Raw genomic sequence first — 19,332 nt, forward strand, 5'->3', positions numbered from 1 at the left:
ACCAGATATGTCGTTACAAGAGCTTGATTGGAATGATCCGTTTGCCCTTGAAAGTCAACTGACGGAAGAGGAGCGGATGGTCGAAAAGACAGCCCGAGACTATGCACAAGCCAGGCTCGCGCCACGAGTTAGAGATGCTTTCCGTCACGAGAAGACTGACGTGGCAATCTTCAGGGAAATGGGTGAACTCGGATTTCTTGGATGTACCGTCTCGCCTGAGTTCGGTGGTGCCGGCCTAGGCTACGTTGCCTATGGCCTCATTGCGCGTGAGGTCGAACGCGTCGATTCGGGATATCGCTCGATGATGAGCGTACAGTCGTCCCTCGTTATGACGCCGATTGAATCGTTCGGCTCTGTCGCTCAGAAGCAGAAGTATCTTCCGAAGTTGGCGACGGGCGAGTGGATCGGCTGCTTTGGCCTGACAGAGCCGGATCATGGCTCGGACCCAGGATCGATGGCCACGCGGGCCAAGAAGGTAGTCGGTGGATACTCCCTCAGCGGTAGCAAGACGTGGATTACAAATGCCCCCATCGCCGATCTCTTTCTGGTCTGGGCAAAATCCGAGGATGGTCTAATCCGTGGATATTTGATCGAGAAGGGCGCGAAGGGTCTGAGTGCACCGGCTATTCATGGGAAGGTCGGACTGCGTGCTTCCATCACCGGCGAGATCGTTCTCGATGGCGTGTTCGTTCCGGAAGAGAACGTTTTGCCGAACGTAACGGGATTAAAGGGTCCATTTACTTGCCTCAATTCGGCAAGGTTCGGCATCGCGTGGGGTGCCCTGGGCGCAGCCGAGGCGTGCTACTCCGTCGCCCGGTCCTATGTACTGGAGCGCAAACAATTCGGGCGGCCGCTCGGTGCCAACCAGTTGATCCAAAAGAAGCTCGCGGACATGGTGACTGAAGTCGGTCTCGGTTTGCAGGGGTGCTTGCGGCTCGGTCGAATGAAGGAAGAAGGGCATCCGCCCGTTGAGTTGACCTCGATCCTCAAACGCAATTCATGCGGTAAAGCCTTGGAGATCGCTCGTGTCGCGCGCGACATGCTTGGTGGAAATGGCATCTCAGACGAGTTCGCAGTCGCTCGGCATCTCGTAAATCTCGAGGTGGTCAACACCTATGAGGGAACACATGACGTCCATGCTCTCATCATCGGTCGGGGACTTACTGGGATCGCTGCATTTGCGAACTAGGCGGATGCTTAATAGGAGAATTGGGAACACAGATGTACAAGACTCTACAACCTGAAGGCTGGGCTAAGCCGATCGGCTATGCCAACGGCGTAAGCGCGAGAGGTCGCACCGTCTTCGTTGGAGGACAGATTGGCTGGAACAAGGATTGCAAATTCGAAAGCGACGATCTGGTTGACCAGATCGGTCAAGCTCTTGAGAACATCGTTTCGGTCCTGGCGTGCGATGGCGGAGGACCCGAGCACATCACGACCATCACCTGGTATCTTACTGATCGTCGGGACTATCTGGCACGGCTTAGACAAATCGGAGAAACGTATCGTCGAGTGATGGGACGGCACTTTCCTGCCATGACAGCCGTCGAAGTGTCTGCACTGATAGAAGACCGCGCTAAAGTCGAAGTGCAAGCGACCGCCGTTATTCCTGATTGAGAAGCGTGCCCTACGTCGGGCGATGCGGGCTTCGTGATCTACTGTGCGTCGATGAGGCTACACGGATTGTGCAGCCCGCTGGCCGATACCTAAAGGTTATACCAATGGCGTGGCCGCGGAAGGGCGAATCGTCGTCACTGGCGGCGTGATCGGCTGGGACGCTGAGGAACGTCTTGCCGATGGCTTCGTGCCGCGCGTCCGTCAGACCTTGAGCAACATCGCGGTCATTCTTGCCGAAGGCGGCGCGCGGCCCGAGCATCTCGTGCGTCTCATCTGGTACGTCGTTGATATGGACGAGTATCTGGCGAATCTGACGGGTTTGGGCCAGGCGTACCGTGAGATATTTTTTTCGGCGATGGCACTGGTTCAGGTCGTTCGCCTGGTCGAGAAGGCGGCGCGAGTTGAAATCGAGGCGACGGCCGTGCTACCGCGCGCTGATGCGCGAACAAGGCTGCGAAGAAAGCAGACTAGCGTTGGCAGAGGCCATGAAGGAGAGTAAGCCGTGAGCGAAGTGGTCAAGCTTGAGCGTCATGATGAAGTCGGGATCGTCACGGTCAACAGCCCTCCGGTCAATGCGCTGAGTGCCGCAGTCCGCGGTGGAATTCTGGAATGCGTCAAGGCCGCGATCGCCGACCCCGCCATCAAGGGCATCGTGCTGACCTGCGCCGGCCGCACCTTCATTGCGGGTGCCGACATCACCGAGTTCGGCAAGCCGCCGAAGCCGCCGGCCCTCAACGACGTGCTGTCCGAGATCGAGAATTCGCCAAAACCCGTCGTTGCTGCGATCCATGGCAACGCGCTCGGCGGCGGCCTCGAAGTCGCGCTCGCCTGTCATTTTCGCGTCGCGGTCAAGGATGCCAAGCTCGGCCTGCCCGAGGTGAAGCTCGGCCTCCTGCCGGGCGCCGGCGGCACCCAGCGCCTGCCGCGCGCGGTCGGTCCCGAGCTCGCGGTCAAGATGATCGTCGGCGGTGACCCGATCGGGGCAGCCGAAGCGCTGAAGAACGGCCTGATCGAGGAGATCGTGGAAGGTCCGGCCTCCGGCGGCGAGGCCTTTGTGCGCAAGCTGCTGGCCGAGAAGCGCCCGCTGCGCCGTCTGCGCGACGACGATTCCAAGATCGCGGCCGCGAAGGCCGACCGCTCGATCTTCACCAATGCCGTCGCGGCGATGACCAAAAAGTCGCGCGGCCTGGAGGCGCCGTTCGCGGCGGCCGACGCCGTCGGCTACGCCATCGACCTGCCGTTCGACGAAGGTCTAAAGAAGGAGCGCGAGGGTTTTCTCAAGCTCGTCGCCTCCGATCAGTCCAAGGCACAGCGCTATGCCTTCTTTGCCGAGCGCGAGGCCAACAAGATCGCGGGCGTGCCCGAGGGCACCAAGTCGCGTCCCGTTAACCGTGTTGCCATTCTCGGCGCCGGCACCATGGGCGGCGGCATCGCGATGTCGTTTGCCAATGCCGGCGTGCCCGTCACTTTGATAGAGATGGGTGAAGAGCAGCTCAAGCGCGGCATGGGCATCATGCAGAAGAACTGGGAAGCGACCGCGGCGCGCGGTGGCATCCCGGCGGATGCACCGGCCAAGCGCATGGCGCTGATCAATGGCGTCGTCGGGATCGAGAATGTCGGCGATGCCGACCTCGTCATCGAAGCCGTGTTCGAGACCATGGCGGTGAAGAAGGAAGTGTTCGGAAAGCTCGACCAGTACGTCAAGCCGGGCGCCGTGCTCGCTTCCAACACCTCGTACCTGAACATCGACGAGATCGCGAAGGCGACCAAGCGCCCGCAGGACGTGCTCGGCATGCACTTCTTCTCGCCGGCCAACGTCATGAAGCTGTGCGAGATCGTCCGTGCCGACAAGACCGCGCCGGACGCGCTGGTGACGGCCGTGACCATCGCGCGCAAGATTGCAAAAGTGCCCGCCGTGGTCGGCGTCTGCGACGGCTTCGTCGGCAACCGTATGCTGGCCCAGCGCGGCAAGCAGTCGGAGAAGCTCCTGTTCGAAGGCGCGCTGCCGCAGCAGGTCGATGCCGTCGTCACGAAGTTCGGCATGCCGATGGGACCGTTCGCGATGGGCGACCTCGCCGGCCTCGACATCGGCTGGCGCTCGCGCAAGGACCGCGGCATCAAGTCGGAGATCGCGGATGCGCTCTGCGAAGCCGGCCGCTTCGGCCAGAAGACCGGCAAGGGCTATTACAAATATGAAGCTGGCTCGCGCGCGCCGATGCCCGACCCCGAGGTCGAGAAGCTGATCGACGAGACGCTGCTGCGCCTTGGCCGCAAGAAGCGCGTGGTCAGCGACGACGAGATCCTCGAGCGCATGATGTATCCGATGATCAACGAGGGCGCGAAGATCCTCGAAGAGGGCATCGCGGCCCGCCCGTCCGACATCGACGTGGTCTGGCTCTACGGCTACGGCTGGCCGATCTACCGCGGCGGCCCGATGTTCTGGGCCGACAGTGTCGGCCTCAAGCACATCGCTGATCGTCTTTCGTACTACGCCAAGGAGACCAACGACCCGAGCCTCGAACCCGCCCCGTTGCTGAAGAAGCTTGCGGCAGAGGGCAAGACCTTCGCCTCGCTGGCGGCAGCATCGAAAGCAGCGTGATGAGAGCGGGTACCTCACCACCATCGTCAGCGTTTAGCACGCTGACGATATCAGTTCCTCGGTGAAGCTATCAACGACCTGAGAGGACGGTTACGTACGCCCGGGCAGGTTTTGACGAGCTGAGCGGAAATGCCCGCTGGCTGCTCGCGTCGGGGACACCTGGGCTTGCGATTGACGGCAAGCTACCGTCCGACATCGCAGGCCAGGCTGATCTGGCGTGGCGCAAATTATCGACATGCTGGCGTTAGCCGGATGACAGTGCACGTAAAGGTGACGCACTATCTGCTGCGCGCCGAGGATATTCCTGCCTATGTCGAGGTTCGGACAGGATTCCTTTGAGGACGCCCGGCCAGCCCCCATGCTGTTGGCGAGCGAATTTGCAGTAGTTTCAAGGAGCTTCCTGCAATTCATCGGATCGAGGACGCGCTCTCTCCTGCATTGATGCATGGCGGGCCGATCATTCATCCGCCCCTGATCCTGATGAATGCTGGTCCCTGAAATTTCTGGCGTGGTACGATATTCATAAAGAGGGCACGCAGCCATCAGTACGTTGGGTCACTCGGATATGAGCATCTCCCATTGGGGACTTCTTCGCCGTCTTTGTGCGCCTGATTGCAAGTCTGTGGGCGCTATGCGAACCAGATCAACTGAGACAATGGCGATGAAATCTCGCTGCACGCAGCTCACCGGATTGCGCATGGAGCCTCGATACGTCACGCAAAGGTTGAACGGAAGGGCCCGGTCAGATACCTCGCTTTTGAGATACGAGAGCGAGATCGAATACGCGATGTGTAGGAAGGGCCAATATTAGTCGCTCTCGGCTAAGCGTTTCCAGCTGGCGTTCGCTGCGTCAAGGTGCTCGACCTTGCGGCGAGCCAGCCGAGTGTCGCAATTGGCGTTCATTCGCGAGCGCGGTCATAAGAACATCTTCGGGTATCGAATTGCCCCAATCATTCATGTTGTAGAGGATACCTTCAAGCGAGAATCCCAGGGGCGTTAGTTCGTAAACCACCCTTGGAGGCGTTTCGGCAAAGGCCGTGCGTGTCACAAGCCCATTCTGCTCGAACCGGCGCAGTCGATGAGTAAGCGTGTGTGCGCTGATACCTACCAACGCTTTGCGTAGGTCCATGAAGCGCTGAGGACCGTGCAAAAGCTCTCTAATAATAAGGGTGGCCCAAGGGCCGCCGAGGAGGAGGAGGAAGCGTTCGACTCCACATGACGGTAACTGTGCCTTTCGAGCCATATGAAAGTTCCATTAGTGCATTTGACGTAACCGATGCGGTAAATGCATTAACATAGACGCAGTTACTGCACTATTGAGATTTTCGTGTCTCATATATTGGCCGTTGCTCCGGAAGTGGATCCCTCGGGATTGCTATTCGAACGTATGGGCTCGGCTAACTCGCATCGAAGCCGCTACAACATGGGCATGAGAGCAGGGGGAGCGATGATATCGAAACCAGGTTTAGGATGGCCCTTTGATCAATCTCCGTTTCACCAAGGCGAGCGGGCGTTGCACGAGCTGTACGGGCGAAGGCAGCAAATTGACTTCGCCGCGCGCCGAGTGATCCAAGACCACTTAACCGAACAGCATCGCGTCTTCTTTGGTCAGCTTCCGTTTGTTCTGATCGGAAGCGTTGACCATGAAGGGCAACCCTGGGCATCGATGCTGGTTGGGCGGCCCGGTTTCGTGGACTCGACTGATCCGGTAATTCTTCGCTTCGAAGCGGATCCACTCCCGGGCGATCCATTACTTCGCCACTTGGTCGATGGCGCACCGATCGGTGTGCTCGGCATCGAGCTTCCGACGCGCCGCCGTAATCGTATCAGCGGTCGTTTTCAGACGCTGGATGAGAGGGGCTTTGCAATTCGAGTGGTTCAGAGTTTTGGGAACTGCCCGCAGTACATTCAAGGACGCGACTTGGAGTTTCTACAGGAACGACCGAGTGCGAACATTGAGCATTCCGATCGGCTTACTCTGCATGACAGAACTATGCTTGCTGGTGCCGATACGTTCTACATTGCGAGCGCCAGTCCGGGCGGACCCGAAGATATTTCGGCGGGAGCTGACGTGTCGCACCGTGGCGGGCGGCCCGGGTTTATTCGTATTGATGATGATAGAACGATTACGACCCCAGACTTTGTCGGAAATTATGTCTTCAACACACTAGGCAACTTGTCAGTAGAGCCGCGTGCTGGTTTGCTGTTCGCGGACTTCAAGTCTGGGGACGTAACCATGATAGCTTGCCGATCCGAGGTGATTTGGGAGGGAGAAGAATTAAGGAGCTTTGCGGGCGCGCAAAGGCTTGTCCGCTTTCACATTAAACAGATTATCAGGTTGCGCGGCGCGTTACCGTTTCGAGCGGTCGGATCGACAGAAGTGTCAACCGAGATCGAGGGAACGGGTACCTGGTCGGAGGCGGTACAGGCCCAGAAAGCAAGCCGTGAATTAGCGCGGTGGCGACCATTTCGAATTGTCAAGAAGGATAAGGAAAGTAGAAACATTCTTTCCTTTGTGCTTGAGCCGGCGGACGATGGAGGCGTTGCTGCGCACCTGGCCGGACAGTTTTTGCCTATCAAAGTGCTAGCTGGGGATGACGGCTCGCATCTAGTTAGGTCTTACTCGTTGTCTGAGGTGGCCAATGGCCGGACCTACAGAATTAGCGTGAAACGCGACGGGATTGCCTCTTGTTGGCTTCATGACCGTCCCACAGGCGCAGTTATTGACGTGCTCCCGCCGCGAGGCGAGTTTATCTTCAACACTGCCACTCGAAAGCCAGTAATGCTGATCTCCGCTGGAGTCGGCGTTACTCCAATGGTGGCGATCGTGAATAGTCTTCTAGTCAATGACATGCGGACGCGTCATGCTGAGCCGATCATCTGGCTGCAGGCGGCTCGGAATGGTGGCGATCTCGCTTTTGCTGCACACATAATTCACAAGGTCCGTCATCATGCGAACTTGTCAGCGCACTTCGTTCTCAGTGCGCCAAACCGGGAAGACCAGGCTGGAAGGCTTGCTGACCACGTCGGCCGGATCGACCGCGACGTTCTGGCCCGTTTGTTGCCCACATCCGACATAGACGCGTATTTGTGTGGCCCTGGCGGCTTCATGCAGTCGATCTATGACGCACTCCTCGGCCTGGGGGTGCCGGACCGACAGATTCATTTCGAGTCGTTCGGCCCGGCAAGGGTATTGCGTAAGCAAGAGAAAATACGCCCCGCTGGTTCGAGCCAATTGATCAGATTTGGGCGTACTGGAAAGGCCATCGCCTGGAGTTCGTCTTTTGGCTCTCTACTCGGCGCGGCTGGTGTGGCGGGTGTTACTGCTCCTTATGGCTGCAAATCGGGTGTATGTGGATCTTGTGCCGCGCGCTTGGTCAGGGGATCTGTGACTTATACACTGCCACCTGTCGCCGAACTGGACGATTCAGAGATATTGCTTTGCTGCACGGTGCCGGAGGGCAAAGATGAGGTCGTCATCGACGTGTGAAATTGCGCTTGCTGGAGCAAACCAAGGGAACGTTGGGTGATACGAAGCGATCATCGAAGTCGAAGAACAACATAATGGGAAGCGGTTCCTGGCCGAGGGAGATGGAATCAACAACGCGCAGGAGCAGGCGAGCCCAGTTGGAGTCGCCAAAGTCGATGACATTTCATCGGTCTCGCGGGAAACCTTGGCGCGGATTTCATCGACCAATGTCTTTCGAAATGGCACGCCATCCTTGTACCAGTGCCATGTCGCATGTGGTGCTGGCCGTCGGAGCTCAGGAACATCGCGTCCTGCACGATCCCAGCAGATGCGCGGTCGTCCCCGAGCCGAGTACTCGAACCTCGCGTCAAACGCCAATTTACGACGCCGCCGTCCTCCCAGCCATATCGCGCCTTCTGCCGATAGGCGACACTCGTTTCATCCAGAAACGCTGATCTCAAGGTCAAAGCGATAAACGATCGACAACGGTGCCGGCGAGGTCAACTTTAGTGCAAGTGCTTGTCCAGCAGCCGGCAACGCGCGCCCGCACGAATGTATAGTCGTCGATTAAGGACATGTGCACTTTTGTTCGGGTTGGGAGCGCCATCGCAATCGGGCGTGCGCGGCGTTGTATCCAGACAAAGCCGTAGGACCGATTATAGTGTCCGCAATATCGTGGAACGGCTTACCGTCAACGATGGAGCCGAGGGGGCAATTGGCACAGGCGATACCTCGCGTGTCGAAGAGGGGGCATTAGTCCATCCCGACTCGGACCCACCACGCCTGAGATGCAGTTGTAGCTTCCCGGTTGCCCATCCTCGGACGAGCCAAAGTCGCTGGCGACGATTGAATAGAGTTTACCTTCATATGCATGAGGCGCCACGTTTAGTGATCAAAGCTGAAATTGGATCGTCGAGTTCGACAGGTTGGCAACTTGGAACTGTCCGCGACCACGCAGGCGGTCTCGATTGCTGGGTCCGTGTCACCAACCCGAGCGGGCTCAACCAGTGCATCTGGTGGAGCAGTGTAAGGTGCCGCCCCAATCGGTTGCCAAGTAGCAGCACGTTTACGACAAGATTTTCCCATTAGTGCATTTGACTTAACCGGTGAATCTCTTGCACCAACAAATTCTCAGTAAATGCCTGATACTAAGGAGAGTTCATGGCTTATGTCGTCCACGGCGCCACAGGCGCACAGGGTGGTCCCCTTGAGGCCATTTGTTAGCTGCAGGGAAGGTGAGTGCTCGGCACGCACGGTAAAGGCGAGCGGAGCGTTCTGGACCACGGCTCCGTGAACTCCCGGCCAACGTTATCGACGAGCGCACCAGCGCACAAAGGCTGCTGGCTGAACGCCGCGCACCGTGAGACAGTAGCTCGCCGAAATCTAAAACGTCACACGGGCGAAATGCCTGATCACAAAACATTCGCTCCGCGGCGCTCGCGCCGGAGCTCCCGCTCCATCAATTTAGCTAGGCCTTAGGAGGTCATCATGAGCATCAATCCTTTCGGCGCTGATCTGTTCGCTGGATTCTATAACGTTAATAATCCCGAGGCCGCGACGCGCCTGGTAGCTGAACGGGTCGCTGACGACTTCGTCGACCATGCGCCGGCCTTCGGGGCGACGCCAAATAAGGCGGGATTCGCCAAGACGGTCGGCTTCATCAACAGCGCATTCCGCCAAGTGTATCACATTGATCGTCTCATCGAGCAGGGCGAGACGGCGGTGGCGATCTGGCATGCGGACGTCACACATGTTGGACAATTTCTGCACGTCGCCCCAACGGGACGAAGCTTCCGCCTGAATGGCATCACCGCCTATGCGATACGCAACGGCAAGATCACTGCACATTGGGAACAGTTCGATGTGCTCGCAATTCTCGTGACATTAGGAGTCGTCCCTCCGCTGGGGGGGTAATCATCTCCGTTATCCAGTTGAGGCCTGCTTTCGCGTTTATCCGCGAAAAGCAGGCTCACTGCTATGCCCTAATCGAATTGAGCTCGGTTAGCCCCTTCAGCTCGAAGTGCTGCTTGCTCGCACTCGAAGCGGGCCTGCCGGCGGGCGTCTTCAACGTCGTCGCCTGGCCGGGCCGCGTCGTCGCCGACGCACTGGTCAATCACCTTGATTTCGACAAGGTCACCTTCACCGGGTCGCCGGGCGTGGGTCGTGGAATGATGAAAGGCGCGGCCGGCAAATTCAAGCGCGTCTCGCTCGAGGTCGGCGGCAAATCGGCCAAACGTTATCTTCGACGATGCCAATCTCGAAGCAGCTTCGAAAGCCGCGGCCTCCCGGATCTTCTCCAACGCCGGCCAGATATGCTCGGCCGGCTCCTGCGTGTTGGCGCAGGAGAGGGCCTATGACGAAGTCGTCGAACGTCTTGCTGCGCGCGCCAAGTCCCTGAAGATGGGCGAGCCGCTCGACAGCAAGACTGCGCTTGGCCCCGTCATCTCCGAGAAGCAGATGAAGTCGATCCTCGACTATGTCGACATCGGCCGTCAGGAGGGGGCGAGCCTCGTACCGGCGGGAAGCGGGTCGCCGAGCGCGGCTACTTCATTGGCCCTGCGGCGTTTGCGAATGTCGAACACGAGATGCGGATCCCGCAGGGGGAAATCTTCGGCCGGGTTTTCAGCGTCATCAAGTTCAGGGATGAGGCCGGCGCTTTGCGGATCGCCAACGGCACGGCCTACAGCGTCGCCGCTGGCGTCTGGAGCGGCGACATCGGCAAGCTCCAGCATTTTGCGGGCCCGCGTCGGCTCGGTCCGGATGAATACCATGGTTACACCGACGTGCGCCTGCCCTGGGGCGGCGAACGCGACTCCGGCCTTGGCCGCGAGCACAGCACCGCTGCGCTCGAAAATTTTACCGAGTGGATACGTTCCGTTCGTCTGGAGCGCATTGTTCGGGGTCGGCGAAGCGCGCTTCGACGACGCCTATTTCAGCACCAGCTTCTACACGGCGCGGCCCAAGGAATTCCGCTTCGCCGGAGATACGCCGCAGGCGGTGCGCGTCAGCGATCCCTTCGCGCAGTTCGCGCCGGGCGAAGCCAAGCCGAACAGGAGCTACTCGTCGCTGACGACGATCGTTCGCTGAGGGAAGACGCCGGTGCAGGACGAAGCCCCCCACCAGACCCGTTGAGATCTATTCCGCGGGACTTTCCATGGTTACTTCCTGCCTGACGTCGTCGCGGGCGAGGATCATCAAGAGGCCGACGATGATGAACTCGACCACGGCAAAGGCAATGAAGGCCCCGGTGAACAGGCCGGCGGAGGCGTCGATGATGGCGCCCATCATCCAGGGGGCCACGAACGCCGAGAAGATGCCGAATACTTCGGCATAGCCGATCGCCGCCGGCGCGAGCGCATCGGAATACTTTTCGCTCAACAGGGCAAAGATCGCGCCGCCGCCAAGCAGCGCAACGCCGCTGAGCGCTGCAAACAACACCAGCATTCCGAATGGCATCGGCGTGACTACGCTCCACAGGAACATCAGTGCCGTGAGAAAGGCAAGGAACGAGGTGAGCTTGATCATGAAGAGCTTGCCCAATCGATCAGACATGTAACCACCGATCACCAGGAACAGCACCTGAGACAGTCCCATCACGGTGCCGATCACGGCGCCGGAGTCCGGCGCCATGTGCTGCACGGTGATGAAGGCCGGCACGACCCAGGTGGCCGTGCCGGCGATCGCGAAGGTGCAGGCCACGATGCCAAAGCCGCCCACCGCGATCCATTTCGAACGGAAGATTTCGCCGAGTGGCAGATGCTGGTGTTGTGCCTCGTTGCCCCAGGTGAAGCCGTCGAGGCCGAGCTCGCGCGGATTGTTGCGGACGACGAGCGCATCGATCGCTGCAACGATCAGCGTGCCCATTGCCAGCACGGCGAAGAAGAACCGCCAGCCGGCTGCGATCGTCAGGGGAATGCCGAGTGCGAAATCCATGGTGATGGCGAGGCTGTAGGCGGCGAGAATGATGCCTACCACCGAGCCCCGCCGACTTTGAGGAAACCAGCCGAAGATCAGCTTCATATTGCCGATGAAGATGCCAGCGTCGAAGAAGCCGATTGCGAGCCGCAGCAATACGAGCTGCATGTAGCTCTGTACGAACACCTGGAGCACCATGCCGAGGCCGGTGCCCGCAAGTCCGATCAGCAGCATATTGCGCGCCGTCATTGCGCGGCTGACCGGCGACCACACCACCATTCCGACGCCGTAGGTCAGCGCAAAGATGCCCTGTGCCAGCCCTGCCTCAGCGGGATTGAGTTTCAGGCTTTCCGAGACGAAGGGCAGTACTGCGGCGAAGGCGTACCAGTCCGCGGCAAGAAAGATCTCGCAGAGGATGGCGAGTGCCAGCATTCCCTTCTGCCATCGTCCAATCCGCTGGCGGTCGCTCTCGGAAATCGTCGTCCAGTTGGTCATCAGCATGGTCATCATCCGTCCTTGCGGGGTGCGTATCGTCGGGGCAAAAGCGCGGCGTCAGGTCGGCGCCGGCAGGAATTCGACCTCGTGCTCGGCGGCGCGTCGCACGACCTCCTGCGGATCGGGGAGGTTATGGATGCGCTCGAACAGCTCCTTCAGCGAGCGCGTTGGAGCCACCCAGAACAGGCTTGTCGCTGTCTCGCCCGACTTGTTGAAGATGCCGTGGGGAATGCCCTTGGGCATGCGCACGAGATCGCCGGCTTTGGCAACGAAATCTCTGCCATCGAGCCAGAGATCGTATCGGCCGGTCAGCACATAGACGAACTCGTCCTGGGTCCAATGCACGTGCGGCGGCACGAAGGTTCCGTCCGGAAACACGGCGTGCCAGGCCATTGAGGCCTCGGAATGTTGCTTGAGCGTGTAGGTCTGGCCCAGAATGTTCCAGACGATGTTGTCGAAACCTTCCTTGGAAGGGGTTACGCCCGGGGGCATCTCGATCATGCTTATGTCCTCTATTGCTGGATTCAATCGGCAAGGAAGTCGATGACGTGTTGCGCGGCAGCGGGCGTCTCTTCGAAGACGAGATGGCCCGTCGCGGGCACCAGCGTCATGCGGGCGTCGGGTAGGCCGGCCGTCCAGACGTGCGCCTGTGCCGTCGGACGCAACCGGTCAGCCGCGCCCCACAACACCAGCGTCGGCATCGAAATCCGATGCAGCCAGTTCGCAAGCTTCGGATTACCCTGCGGCTCGCTGCGGATCAGCTTGGCAAAGCCCGTGACCTCCCGACCCAGGCGCTCGTCGAAGCTGGGATCGGGCACCTTTGGGAAGTAACGCAGCGCCGCTGCGGGATCGTGCGCGAGATAGGCCGGCAATTCCTGCGGCGCGATCTCGAACAATCCCGGGGCGGGCGCGCTCGGCACCACGAGGCCGGCTGGCGCGACCAGCACCAGCTTGCGCACGCGCTGCGCCTGGCGGATCGCGTACTCTGCGGCGAGCCATCCGCCAAGCGAGAAGCCGGCGAGGTCGAACTGCGCAAGCGCGAGCTTGTCGAAGAGATCCATGTAGTGGAGGACGTGATCCTCGATCGTGTCGATCGCAGCGGCATCACCGGAGTCGCCAAAGCCGACGTGATAGGGAATGATCACGGTGTGCCGCTTCGCCCAGTCGCGCGCCATCTCGAAGCCGGTGAAGGTGCCGGTGCCGTGCAGGAACACCAGCTCCGGACCGCTTCCGATCGTGTGGACGACCGTCCGCACTCCGTTGATATCGTACTCCGCGCGCGTGAAGCCGGTGAGATCGGGCGAGGGTTTGACGGTATCAAGCATGGCGCTATCTCCGGTTGAGGTCGTCAGGTCGTGTGATGCGAAGGACTCTCATGCGGCGTTCGCCTGGCGACCGTTGAGAAGCATGGCGAACTGCTCGACGGCATTGGCGAGCCGTGCTGCGATGATTGGAGAGAGCGATTCATCCGGCTCGAACTCGCCACTGCTAGCGTAGATCGCGGTCGAGATGGTGCAAGCCTCGAAGAACCCGAACAGGGGACGGAGTTGGTGCTCGACCACCAGCGAGTGGCGCAGGCCGCCGCCGACGGCGGTGAGCAGCACCGGGCGATTGCGCAGCGCGCCTGGTTCGATCAGGTCGAATACGTGCTTGAACAAGCCTGGATAGGAGCCCTGGAATACCGGGCAGCCGATCACAAGGCCGTCGGCCTGCTCGATCGCCTCGACGACGGCGCGGGCCTGGCCGTCGAGGCCGATGCGAGTAAAGGTGGCTACGCCTGAGCCGGCATCAACGAGGTCGAGGACGTCGGTCTCGAGTCCATGCTGCCCGAGCAGGTCAGCCGCGACGGCTTCCACCAGCACGCGCGACTTCGCCGGTCGCCAACTGTTACCGCAGAATCCAACGATGCGGGATGTCCTCACGTTCACGCCCTTCATGTCTGGCCGCACGCTCAGCCCGTTACCCCGAACACGGTCCACTGCGCATCGGGACCGGGGAGCCCGAGCAGGGCGCGGCCGCATTCCTCGACGATCTGGTCGGCCATCAGGATGTGCTGGGTGCCGGAGTGGATGTCGCGATAGAACCGCTGCATCGGCGTGTTGTGCAGCGAGGCGCCTCGGGCAGCGCGGTGCGCGAAGGTCCCGACATCAGACAGCACGTCGTGGATGTGGCGCAGCGACAGCTTCATCATGGTCATCTGGTCCAGCGACGGAGGTTCGCCGCTGGCGCAGGTGTCCGAGACCTCCTTCCAGGTTTCGTGCACCAGCGCGCAAGCCGCGCGGAAGTGCGCTTCGGCCTGAGCGAACTGAAACTTGAAGCTCGCGCTTTCGCACGATTTGCCGAAGGGATCCTGGCGCTGGACGATCACCTTCACGAGTTCGTCGAGCATGCGGCGTCCAGCTCCGACCGCCCAGGCCGAATGCGACCAGGCGCTGTAGCCGGCCAGTCCCAGAGCACCCTGCACACCGCCGCGCCGCGGCGCGCCGATGTCGAAGTCGTAGGTCATGTGGGTCGGCACGAACAGCTCGTCGCCTTCGCTCAGCGTATAGTCAAAACTTCCGGTGGCACGCAGGCCGAGCACGTCCCAATTGCCCATCAGCTTGATCGTCGAGCGCGGATGGTGGGTTACGACGATCTTGGGCTTGCCGTTTGGGCCGAGCACCATGTTCTTGCCGGATGCGTCCGTCAGGAAGCAGCCGGAATGCACCCACTCGGCATGCTGGATGCCGCTGCCATAGGCCCAGTTGCCGCGGATCATGTACCCACCGTCGACCGGGCGGGCGAAACCGCGTGGAACGCCGTTGCCGGCAATGGTAATATCGGGGCCGCCAGCGAAGACTTTTCTTATGCCCTCATCCTCGATGTAGATGGCGAGTGTCGTTCCTTCCATGTTGCAGCCGATCGCACACCAGCCAGCGGATGCGTGGGTGTAGGCGAGACGCTCGATCACGGTCATGGCGTCGTAGGGAAGAAGCTCAGCGCCGCCGACCTCCTTAGGAAACAGCATGTTGTAGATGCCGGCCTTGCGCAGCGCGGCCACCACGTCATCGGTGAGATAGCCCTGCGCCTCGGCCTGAGCGGCCCTGGATTCGACCAATGGCAGCAGGGCGTCGAGGCGCGCATGAAATTCGGCCACCGTTGGCGTTGCGGTTGACTTTACGGCGCGCTGCACAGAAAGGCTCATGGTCGATGTCTCCACGTCAGGCTGTTGGCCGCCCGCGCGGATTGACGTCGGCGGGAAGGCTTGGATCGGCGGGAACACGGGGGCGGCTTTTCGCAAAACGATTCCGCCGCGCGCCAATGCAGTTGGCACGTGTGATGAACGGCTTGCGATGGTGTCGACGTGTCCCTGTCGGAACCGCGCAAAGGTCGTCGCGCGATCACGATAGTTGAAGGCTAGCGACGAGTTGGGCGAACCGGCAATCCCCCATCATGGGGGGGCGAGCGTGCGCTGCCGCAAAGCTGAGCCGGTAGAACGAGGCTTTGCCGCATCTTTTCGCTTGACGGAGCAAAGGCCTCGGAAGAAACTTTAGGCTTATAATAATCGGCAATTCCGCGTCGTCGCTTCGGGCACGACACGATCTCGCGAGGAGCGGTGGTGATAGCCGAGCAGGAGGATTTGGATGGTCTGCCCGAGCGTCAGCTCGCAGATCGGCTGCTGTCGATCGCCGAGAGCCGGTCGGTACGGTCGCTCGGCATTGCCTGCTGTTCCGCGATTGCGAAAATGACGGGATCGCCGACCGTTGGTCTCTATCTGCTCGATGGGCTCACGCCCGAGTTAGTCTACAGTAGTCACGTCGCGGAAGGCCTGCTCGAAAACTACAAGGCCGGCTTCTGGAAGTGTGATCCCGTGCTCGACTCCATCATGACCAGGGGGCGCGCGGCAGACGGCGAAACCGTGGTCGGCCCGCAGCGGTGGCGGCACAGTCCGTCCTTCGAGATGCTGCATGAGTGGGGTCTTGCCTACAACATGGGCGGGCCCCTATGGTCCAGCCACAAGATCGTCGGCGTGCTGTTCACCGCGACGACAGATATGGACGCGCCCTACACGTCGCGGACGCGGCAGCGCATGGAAGTGCTGTGCCGTGCCGGTTCGCTTGCTTTGACGAATATGATGAATGCGGGCGAGATCGAGGCGCATCGCGGCGCCATCTCGGCTCCCGAGCCTGCCGCGACGCTTTCGGCATCGCTTCCGCGGCGTTCGGCCGATGTGGCCGTTCGCGTCTGTCGCGGCCAAACCAACAAGGAGATCGCGCGGGAGATGGGGATCTCGGATCAGACCGTGAAGGAGCACGTCGCAAACCTGTGTCGCCGCTTCGGAGCGCATAATCGCACCGAGCTGGCGGCCTTCCTGCTGAGCCCGGCCAGCCGGCAATAGGCGACGAAAGCATGGGCCGCGCCCGCAATCCCTTGCGTCGCCCTCACTCGCCCTGGAGCCATTCCGCGACGCCGCGCCACAGCCTGTCGCAATGCTGGCGGCGGAAGAAGTTGAAATGGCCGATCGCCTTGGCGCCGACGTCGGACGGCTTCACTGTCAGCACCTCCGGCTTGATCGCCGTGAACCCGGCTCGCGGCATGCCGGAGGGTAAGCGCGACGTGGTCCTGGGTCCGCACCGTCATGCGCGCGAAGTTCTTGATCAGCCACTCGCTTCGATCGTCGACAATGCCGTTCTGGAGCCATGATCGTACGATCAGGCCCGCATCCGTCGGCCGAGCCTCGATGAGTTCTAGTAAGAAATGGCTGCAAGTTGAGCAGTTTCGCACCGACTGGGCGACGAGTGCTCCGCAGACCTCCGCCAACAAACCTTTCCGCGAGACTTCGCGAAGCACGGCACCTGCAAGTTTGGCCCGATTATCTTCCAAACAATGTCGAGATCATCCTTCTCTCTCGCCTGCTCGAATAGGTCCGGCAAGACAACCATTCCACGAGCACACGGAGAGTCTTGGGCTCTTTCAGGACGAAATCGGCCAGGGTTAGGCACAGACTCGTCGAGTAAGACCCCGCGAAAATGTCGGATTCTTCCACATCCCGTCGAGCCGCCCAATGAGCGGGAATCTCGGAAAGACGTCGCGCCACGCGATCGCCGAGAAGCCTCAAGAGTTTCATCCACAATGAGGCAGGCATGGGCAGATCGCTAACTTCGCGCCCCATGTATTCGGCGAGATAGTCGTGTTTCGTGAGTTGCTTCGCGATGGCTTCCAATTCAGTCTGGTACTCTGAAAGCGGAGCGCGACGTTCTTGGTGGTCGAGGGAAGATCACAGGCCAAGATGATCGCAATCCACGATAATGCGCTTTTAGAGCATCTAATTCGTTTTCGGCCTATTAAACCCGATCTTGTCTGTAGGACCGTTAGTGATGTTTTAGCATCAAAACCTGAAATTTGCCGAGGCAGGCTCGCGATTTGCTCTTGCTCAGAGAAAAGTTCACTTGAGCCACGGACCGTTGAGGAAACAACCATGACTGTACTGTCTCGCGGCGCAGACCGTTTTCTTGTGCCGGCGTCGCTCGGCGCAGTGCTCATCGCAAATCATGATCCGTCATCGACCGGCCTTTGGCTGGGTCTCGCAGCGGCGGCCGCTCCACTCGTCATGAGCTTCGTGTCACGATATCGATCAATCGGCAACGAAACTTCGACGGAACTGGATGAGCTGGCGGCTAGCGCGTTCTCTGCGACGCCGGACGGAATCGCCATTTTTGATCAGGATAAGTGTTTGATTGCAAACGACGCCGCAGCGCGGATTGTCGGCCTGAAATCCGGCCGCGAGATGGCTGGCCTTCAGCTAACGTCTATTTCGCTCGACCCTCAACCGGATGGCAGGAGCGTCGCGGAGTCCTTCGCGGAAACCGGCGCGCTTTTAGCCAAAACCGGGAAGGCTGCGTTTGAATGGTGGGTTCGCCGAACGGACGGCACCGCCACTCCCATTCGAGTCGCTGTGGTGGTGTCAGAAACACGCAACGGCAGGCGGGTCTCGGTCGCCTCTTGGCAGGACATCTCGGCATTAATCGAAATACGCGAGGGGCGCGCGCGAACGATGAATGCACTGGCGGCTGACCTTGATCGCAGCGTCATGGGAATTGTTGAAGCTGTTTCGTCGCAGGCTGTCGAACTCAACGTCGCAGCGGCCTCCCTTTCGGGTTCCGCCGAGCAAAATCAGCAGGAAGCTAAGGCAGTAGCCCTCAGCGCCGAGCAAGCATCGCTGAACGTTCAATCGATGGCTTCCGCTACGACGGAGTTGGCTTCGGCTATCCGGGAGGTCGGTCGTCAAGTGGAGGACTCTGCTGCGGTTACCAAAGATGCCGTGGCAGAAGCTGACAAGGTGAACGGAATCATACGAGAGCTAGCGGCTGCCTCCCAGAAAATCGGCGACGTAGTCAACCTGATCAACGCCATCGCGAGCCAAACCAATCTACTTGCCTTGAACGCGACGATCGAGGCCGCACGAGCAGGCGAGGCCGGCAAGGGGTTCGCGGTGGTCGCACAGGAGGTCAAAGCGTTGGCTAGTCAAACGGGTAAAGCGACCGACGAAATTGCCGCGCAAATCAACTCTGTTCAAACGGCCTCGCGTAATGCCGTCGGCGCGATTGAAGCGATCTCAGGTACGATCGAAAGGATCAGCGAGATTGCGGCCGCCATCGCCACCGCAGTGGAGCAACAGGGGCGAGCAACGACCCAAATCGCCGGCAACGTGCAACAGGCCTCAGATAGCGTCGATCAGGTAAGCGGGCGCATCGTGAACGTCACTCGGGCCTCGACCGAGACTGAAGCGGCTTCCGGAAAAGTAGTCAGCTCTGCTCAGCAGCTCTCGCAGCAGGCTGCGCGTCTCAAGACCGACGTCAGCGACTTCGTGCTCAGGATTAGAGCGTCTTAACAAACAGGCCGTTCTCGCGTCATGACATGTTGCTCATCGAGCAACGGCTGGACGGCGTCCGGTTCAGCCTAACCTTGTTACTCATACCGGCGGGGTTAACGCTGAGGTCTGCTATCATGGCTTTGATCATCGTTGCCCATGGTTCTAAATGATTGGACGTTATGCAACGACGCTCAGTGAGACACAGTCAGGATCGATCTTGTTGGCGCTTCTGATCGATTTCCGCGCGCTGGCTGTTGGTGAGCGCACTAGAATTCACCATCAATCGTCGTCGTTAGAACGAGCGGGACCCCGACCAGGTTCAGGCGACCTCCCGGCAATCTTGATCGTCAGTCGAGCAATAGTTTGTGGTGAAGGCGATGGTTG

Annotated in this window: 16 protein-coding genes and 3 pseudogenes; 12 read left to right on the forward strand and 7 right to left on the reverse strand. The window is 60.1% G+C overall.

Annotated features, from left to right (window positions below):
• Window positions 1-7: 7 nt before the first annotated feature.
• The 5 genes and pseudogenes from XH90_RS15110 to XH90_RS39030 all read left to right on the forward strand — a co-directional run.
• Window positions 8-1,189, forward strand: a complete 1,182-nt coding sequence (locus XH90_RS15110) for an acyl-CoA dehydrogenase (protein ID WP_194482212.1) — start codon at window positions 8-10, stop codon at window positions 1,187-1,189.
• Between the two features lie 32 nt (window positions 1,190-1,221).
• The gene (locus tag XH90_RS15115; RefSeq protein ID WP_194482213.1) at window positions 1,222-1,617 is read left to right on the forward strand and encodes a RidA family protein; all 396 of its coding nucleotides are present in this window, start codon (window positions 1,222-1,224) and stop codon (window positions 1,615-1,617) included.
• Window positions 1,618-1,702: 85 nt separating this feature from the next.
• Window positions 1,703-2,050: pseudogene (locus XH90_RS15120) on the forward strand (RidA family protein); the annotation flags it as partial.
• 69 nt (window positions 2,051-2,119) lie between these two features.
• The gene (locus XH90_RS15125; RefSeq protein ID WP_194482214.1) at window positions 2,120-4,216 is read left to right on the forward strand and encodes a 3-hydroxyacyl-CoA dehydrogenase NAD-binding domain-containing protein; all 2,097 of its coding nucleotides are present in this window, start codon (window positions 2,120-2,122) and stop codon (window positions 4,214-4,216) included.
• 420 nt (window positions 4,217-4,636) lie between these two features.
• A pseudogene (locus XH90_RS39030) lies at window positions 4,637-4,776 on the forward strand (glycerol-3-phosphate dehydrogenase); the annotation flags it as partial.
• Window positions 4,777-5,066: 290 nt separating this feature from the next.
• Here the strand turns inward: XH90_RS39030 and XH90_RS39810 are convergent.
• Complete coding sequence (locus XH90_RS39810) at window positions 5,067-5,459, reverse strand: helix-turn-helix domain-containing protein (protein WP_194482215.1); 393 nt, start codon at window positions 5,457-5,459, stop codon at window positions 5,067-5,069.
• Window positions 5,460-5,543: 84 nt separating this feature from the next.
• Here XH90_RS39810 and XH90_RS15140 point away from each other — a divergent pair, with 84 nt between their 5' ends.
• From XH90_RS15140 to XH90_RS15155, 5 genes and pseudogenes are all read left to right on the forward strand, one after another.
• A complete protein-coding gene (locus tag XH90_RS15140; protein WP_194482216.1) occupies window positions 5,544-7,706 on the forward strand; it encodes a pyridoxamine 5'-phosphate oxidase family protein in 2,163 nt (720 codons plus the stop codon).
• 1,467 nt (window positions 7,707-9,173) lie between these two features.
• Complete coding sequence (locus tag XH90_RS39035) at window positions 9,174-9,599, forward strand: ester cyclase (RefSeq protein ID WP_194482217.1); 426 nt, start codon at window positions 9,174-9,176, stop codon at window positions 9,597-9,599.
• 77 nt (window positions 9,600-9,676) lie between these two features.
• On the forward strand, window positions 9,677-10,042 hold the full coding sequence (locus tag XH90_RS39815; protein ID WP_371748366.1) for an aldehyde dehydrogenase family protein: 366 nt from the start codon (window positions 9,677-9,679) through the stop codon (window positions 10,040-10,042).
• A pseudogene (locus XH90_RS39820) lies at window positions 9,924-10,492 on the forward strand (aldehyde dehydrogenase family protein); the annotation flags it as partial. The gene XH90_RS39815 and the pseudogene XH90_RS39820, both read left to right, overlap by 119 nt.
• An 85-nt stretch (window positions 10,493-10,577) precedes the next feature.
• Window positions 10,578-10,772, forward strand: coding sequence for a hypothetical protein (locus XH90_RS15155; protein WP_246755924.1), 195 nt, complete (start codon window positions 10,578-10,580; stop codon window positions 10,770-10,772).
• Window positions 10,773-10,820: 48 nt separating this feature from the next.
• On the opposite strand, the gene XH90_RS15160 is transcribed toward XH90_RS15155, so the two are convergent.
• Genes XH90_RS15160 through XH90_RS15180 form a run of 5 tightly spaced genes read right to left on the reverse strand, consistent with a single transcriptional unit; the run spans window position 10,821 to window position 15,279 of the window.
• Window positions 10,821-12,107: a nitrate/nitrite transporter gene (locus tag XH90_RS15160; protein ID WP_246755827.1), complete on the reverse strand. Its 1,287-nt coding sequence runs from the start codon at window positions 12,105-12,107 to the stop codon at window positions 10,821-10,823.
• A 45-nt stretch (window positions 12,108-12,152) separates the two neighbouring features.
• The gene (locus XH90_RS15165) at window positions 12,153-12,596 is read right to left on the reverse strand and encodes a cupin domain-containing protein (RefSeq protein WP_194482218.1); all 444 of its coding nucleotides are present in this window, start codon (window positions 12,594-12,596) and stop codon (window positions 12,153-12,155) included.
• 23 nt (window positions 12,597-12,619) lie between these two features.
• Entirely contained in the window at window positions 12,620-13,420 is an 801-nt protein-coding gene (locus tag XH90_RS15170; protein WP_194482219.1) for an alpha/beta fold hydrolase, read from the reverse strand.
• Between the two features lie 48 nt (window positions 13,421-13,468).
• Window positions 13,469-14,017 (reverse strand): NAD(P)H-dependent oxidoreductase, encoded by a 549-nt coding sequence (locus tag XH90_RS15175; protein ID WP_246755828.1) that lies wholly within the window; start codon window positions 14,015-14,017, stop codon window positions 13,469-13,471.
• A gap of 29 nt (window positions 14,018-14,046) precedes the next feature.
• The gene (locus tag XH90_RS15180) at window positions 14,047-15,279 is read right to left on the reverse strand and encodes an acyl-CoA dehydrogenase family protein (RefSeq protein WP_194482221.1); all 1,233 of its coding nucleotides are present in this window, start codon (window positions 15,277-15,279) and stop codon (window positions 14,047-14,049) included.
• 414 nt (window positions 15,280-15,693) lie between these two features.
• On the opposite strand from XH90_RS15180, the gene XH90_RS15185 reads away from it, so the two are divergent.
• Window positions 15,694-16,473, forward strand: coding sequence for a LuxR C-terminal-related transcriptional regulator (locus XH90_RS15185; RefSeq protein ID WP_194482222.1), 780 nt, complete (start codon window positions 15,694-15,696; stop codon window positions 16,471-16,473).
• A 43-nt stretch (window positions 16,474-16,516) separates the two neighbouring features.
• On the opposite strand, the gene XH90_RS15190 is transcribed toward XH90_RS15185, so the two are convergent.
• Window positions 16,517-16,672, reverse strand: coding sequence for a hypothetical protein (locus XH90_RS15190; protein ID WP_371748351.1), 156 nt, complete (start codon window positions 16,670-16,672; stop codon window positions 16,517-16,519).
• 881 nt (window positions 16,673-17,553) lie between these two features.
• Here XH90_RS15190 and XH90_RS15195 point away from each other — a divergent pair.
• Entirely contained in the window at window positions 17,554-18,966 is a 1,413-nt protein-coding gene (locus XH90_RS15195; RefSeq protein WP_194482223.1) for a methyl-accepting chemotaxis protein, read from the forward strand.
• Window positions 18,967-19,332 lie beyond the last annotated feature (366 nt).

The organism is Bradyrhizobium sp. CCBAU 53338, from assembly GCF_015291665.1.
Lineage (GTDB): Bacteria > Pseudomonadota > Alphaproteobacteria > Rhizobiales > Xanthobacteraceae > Bradyrhizobium.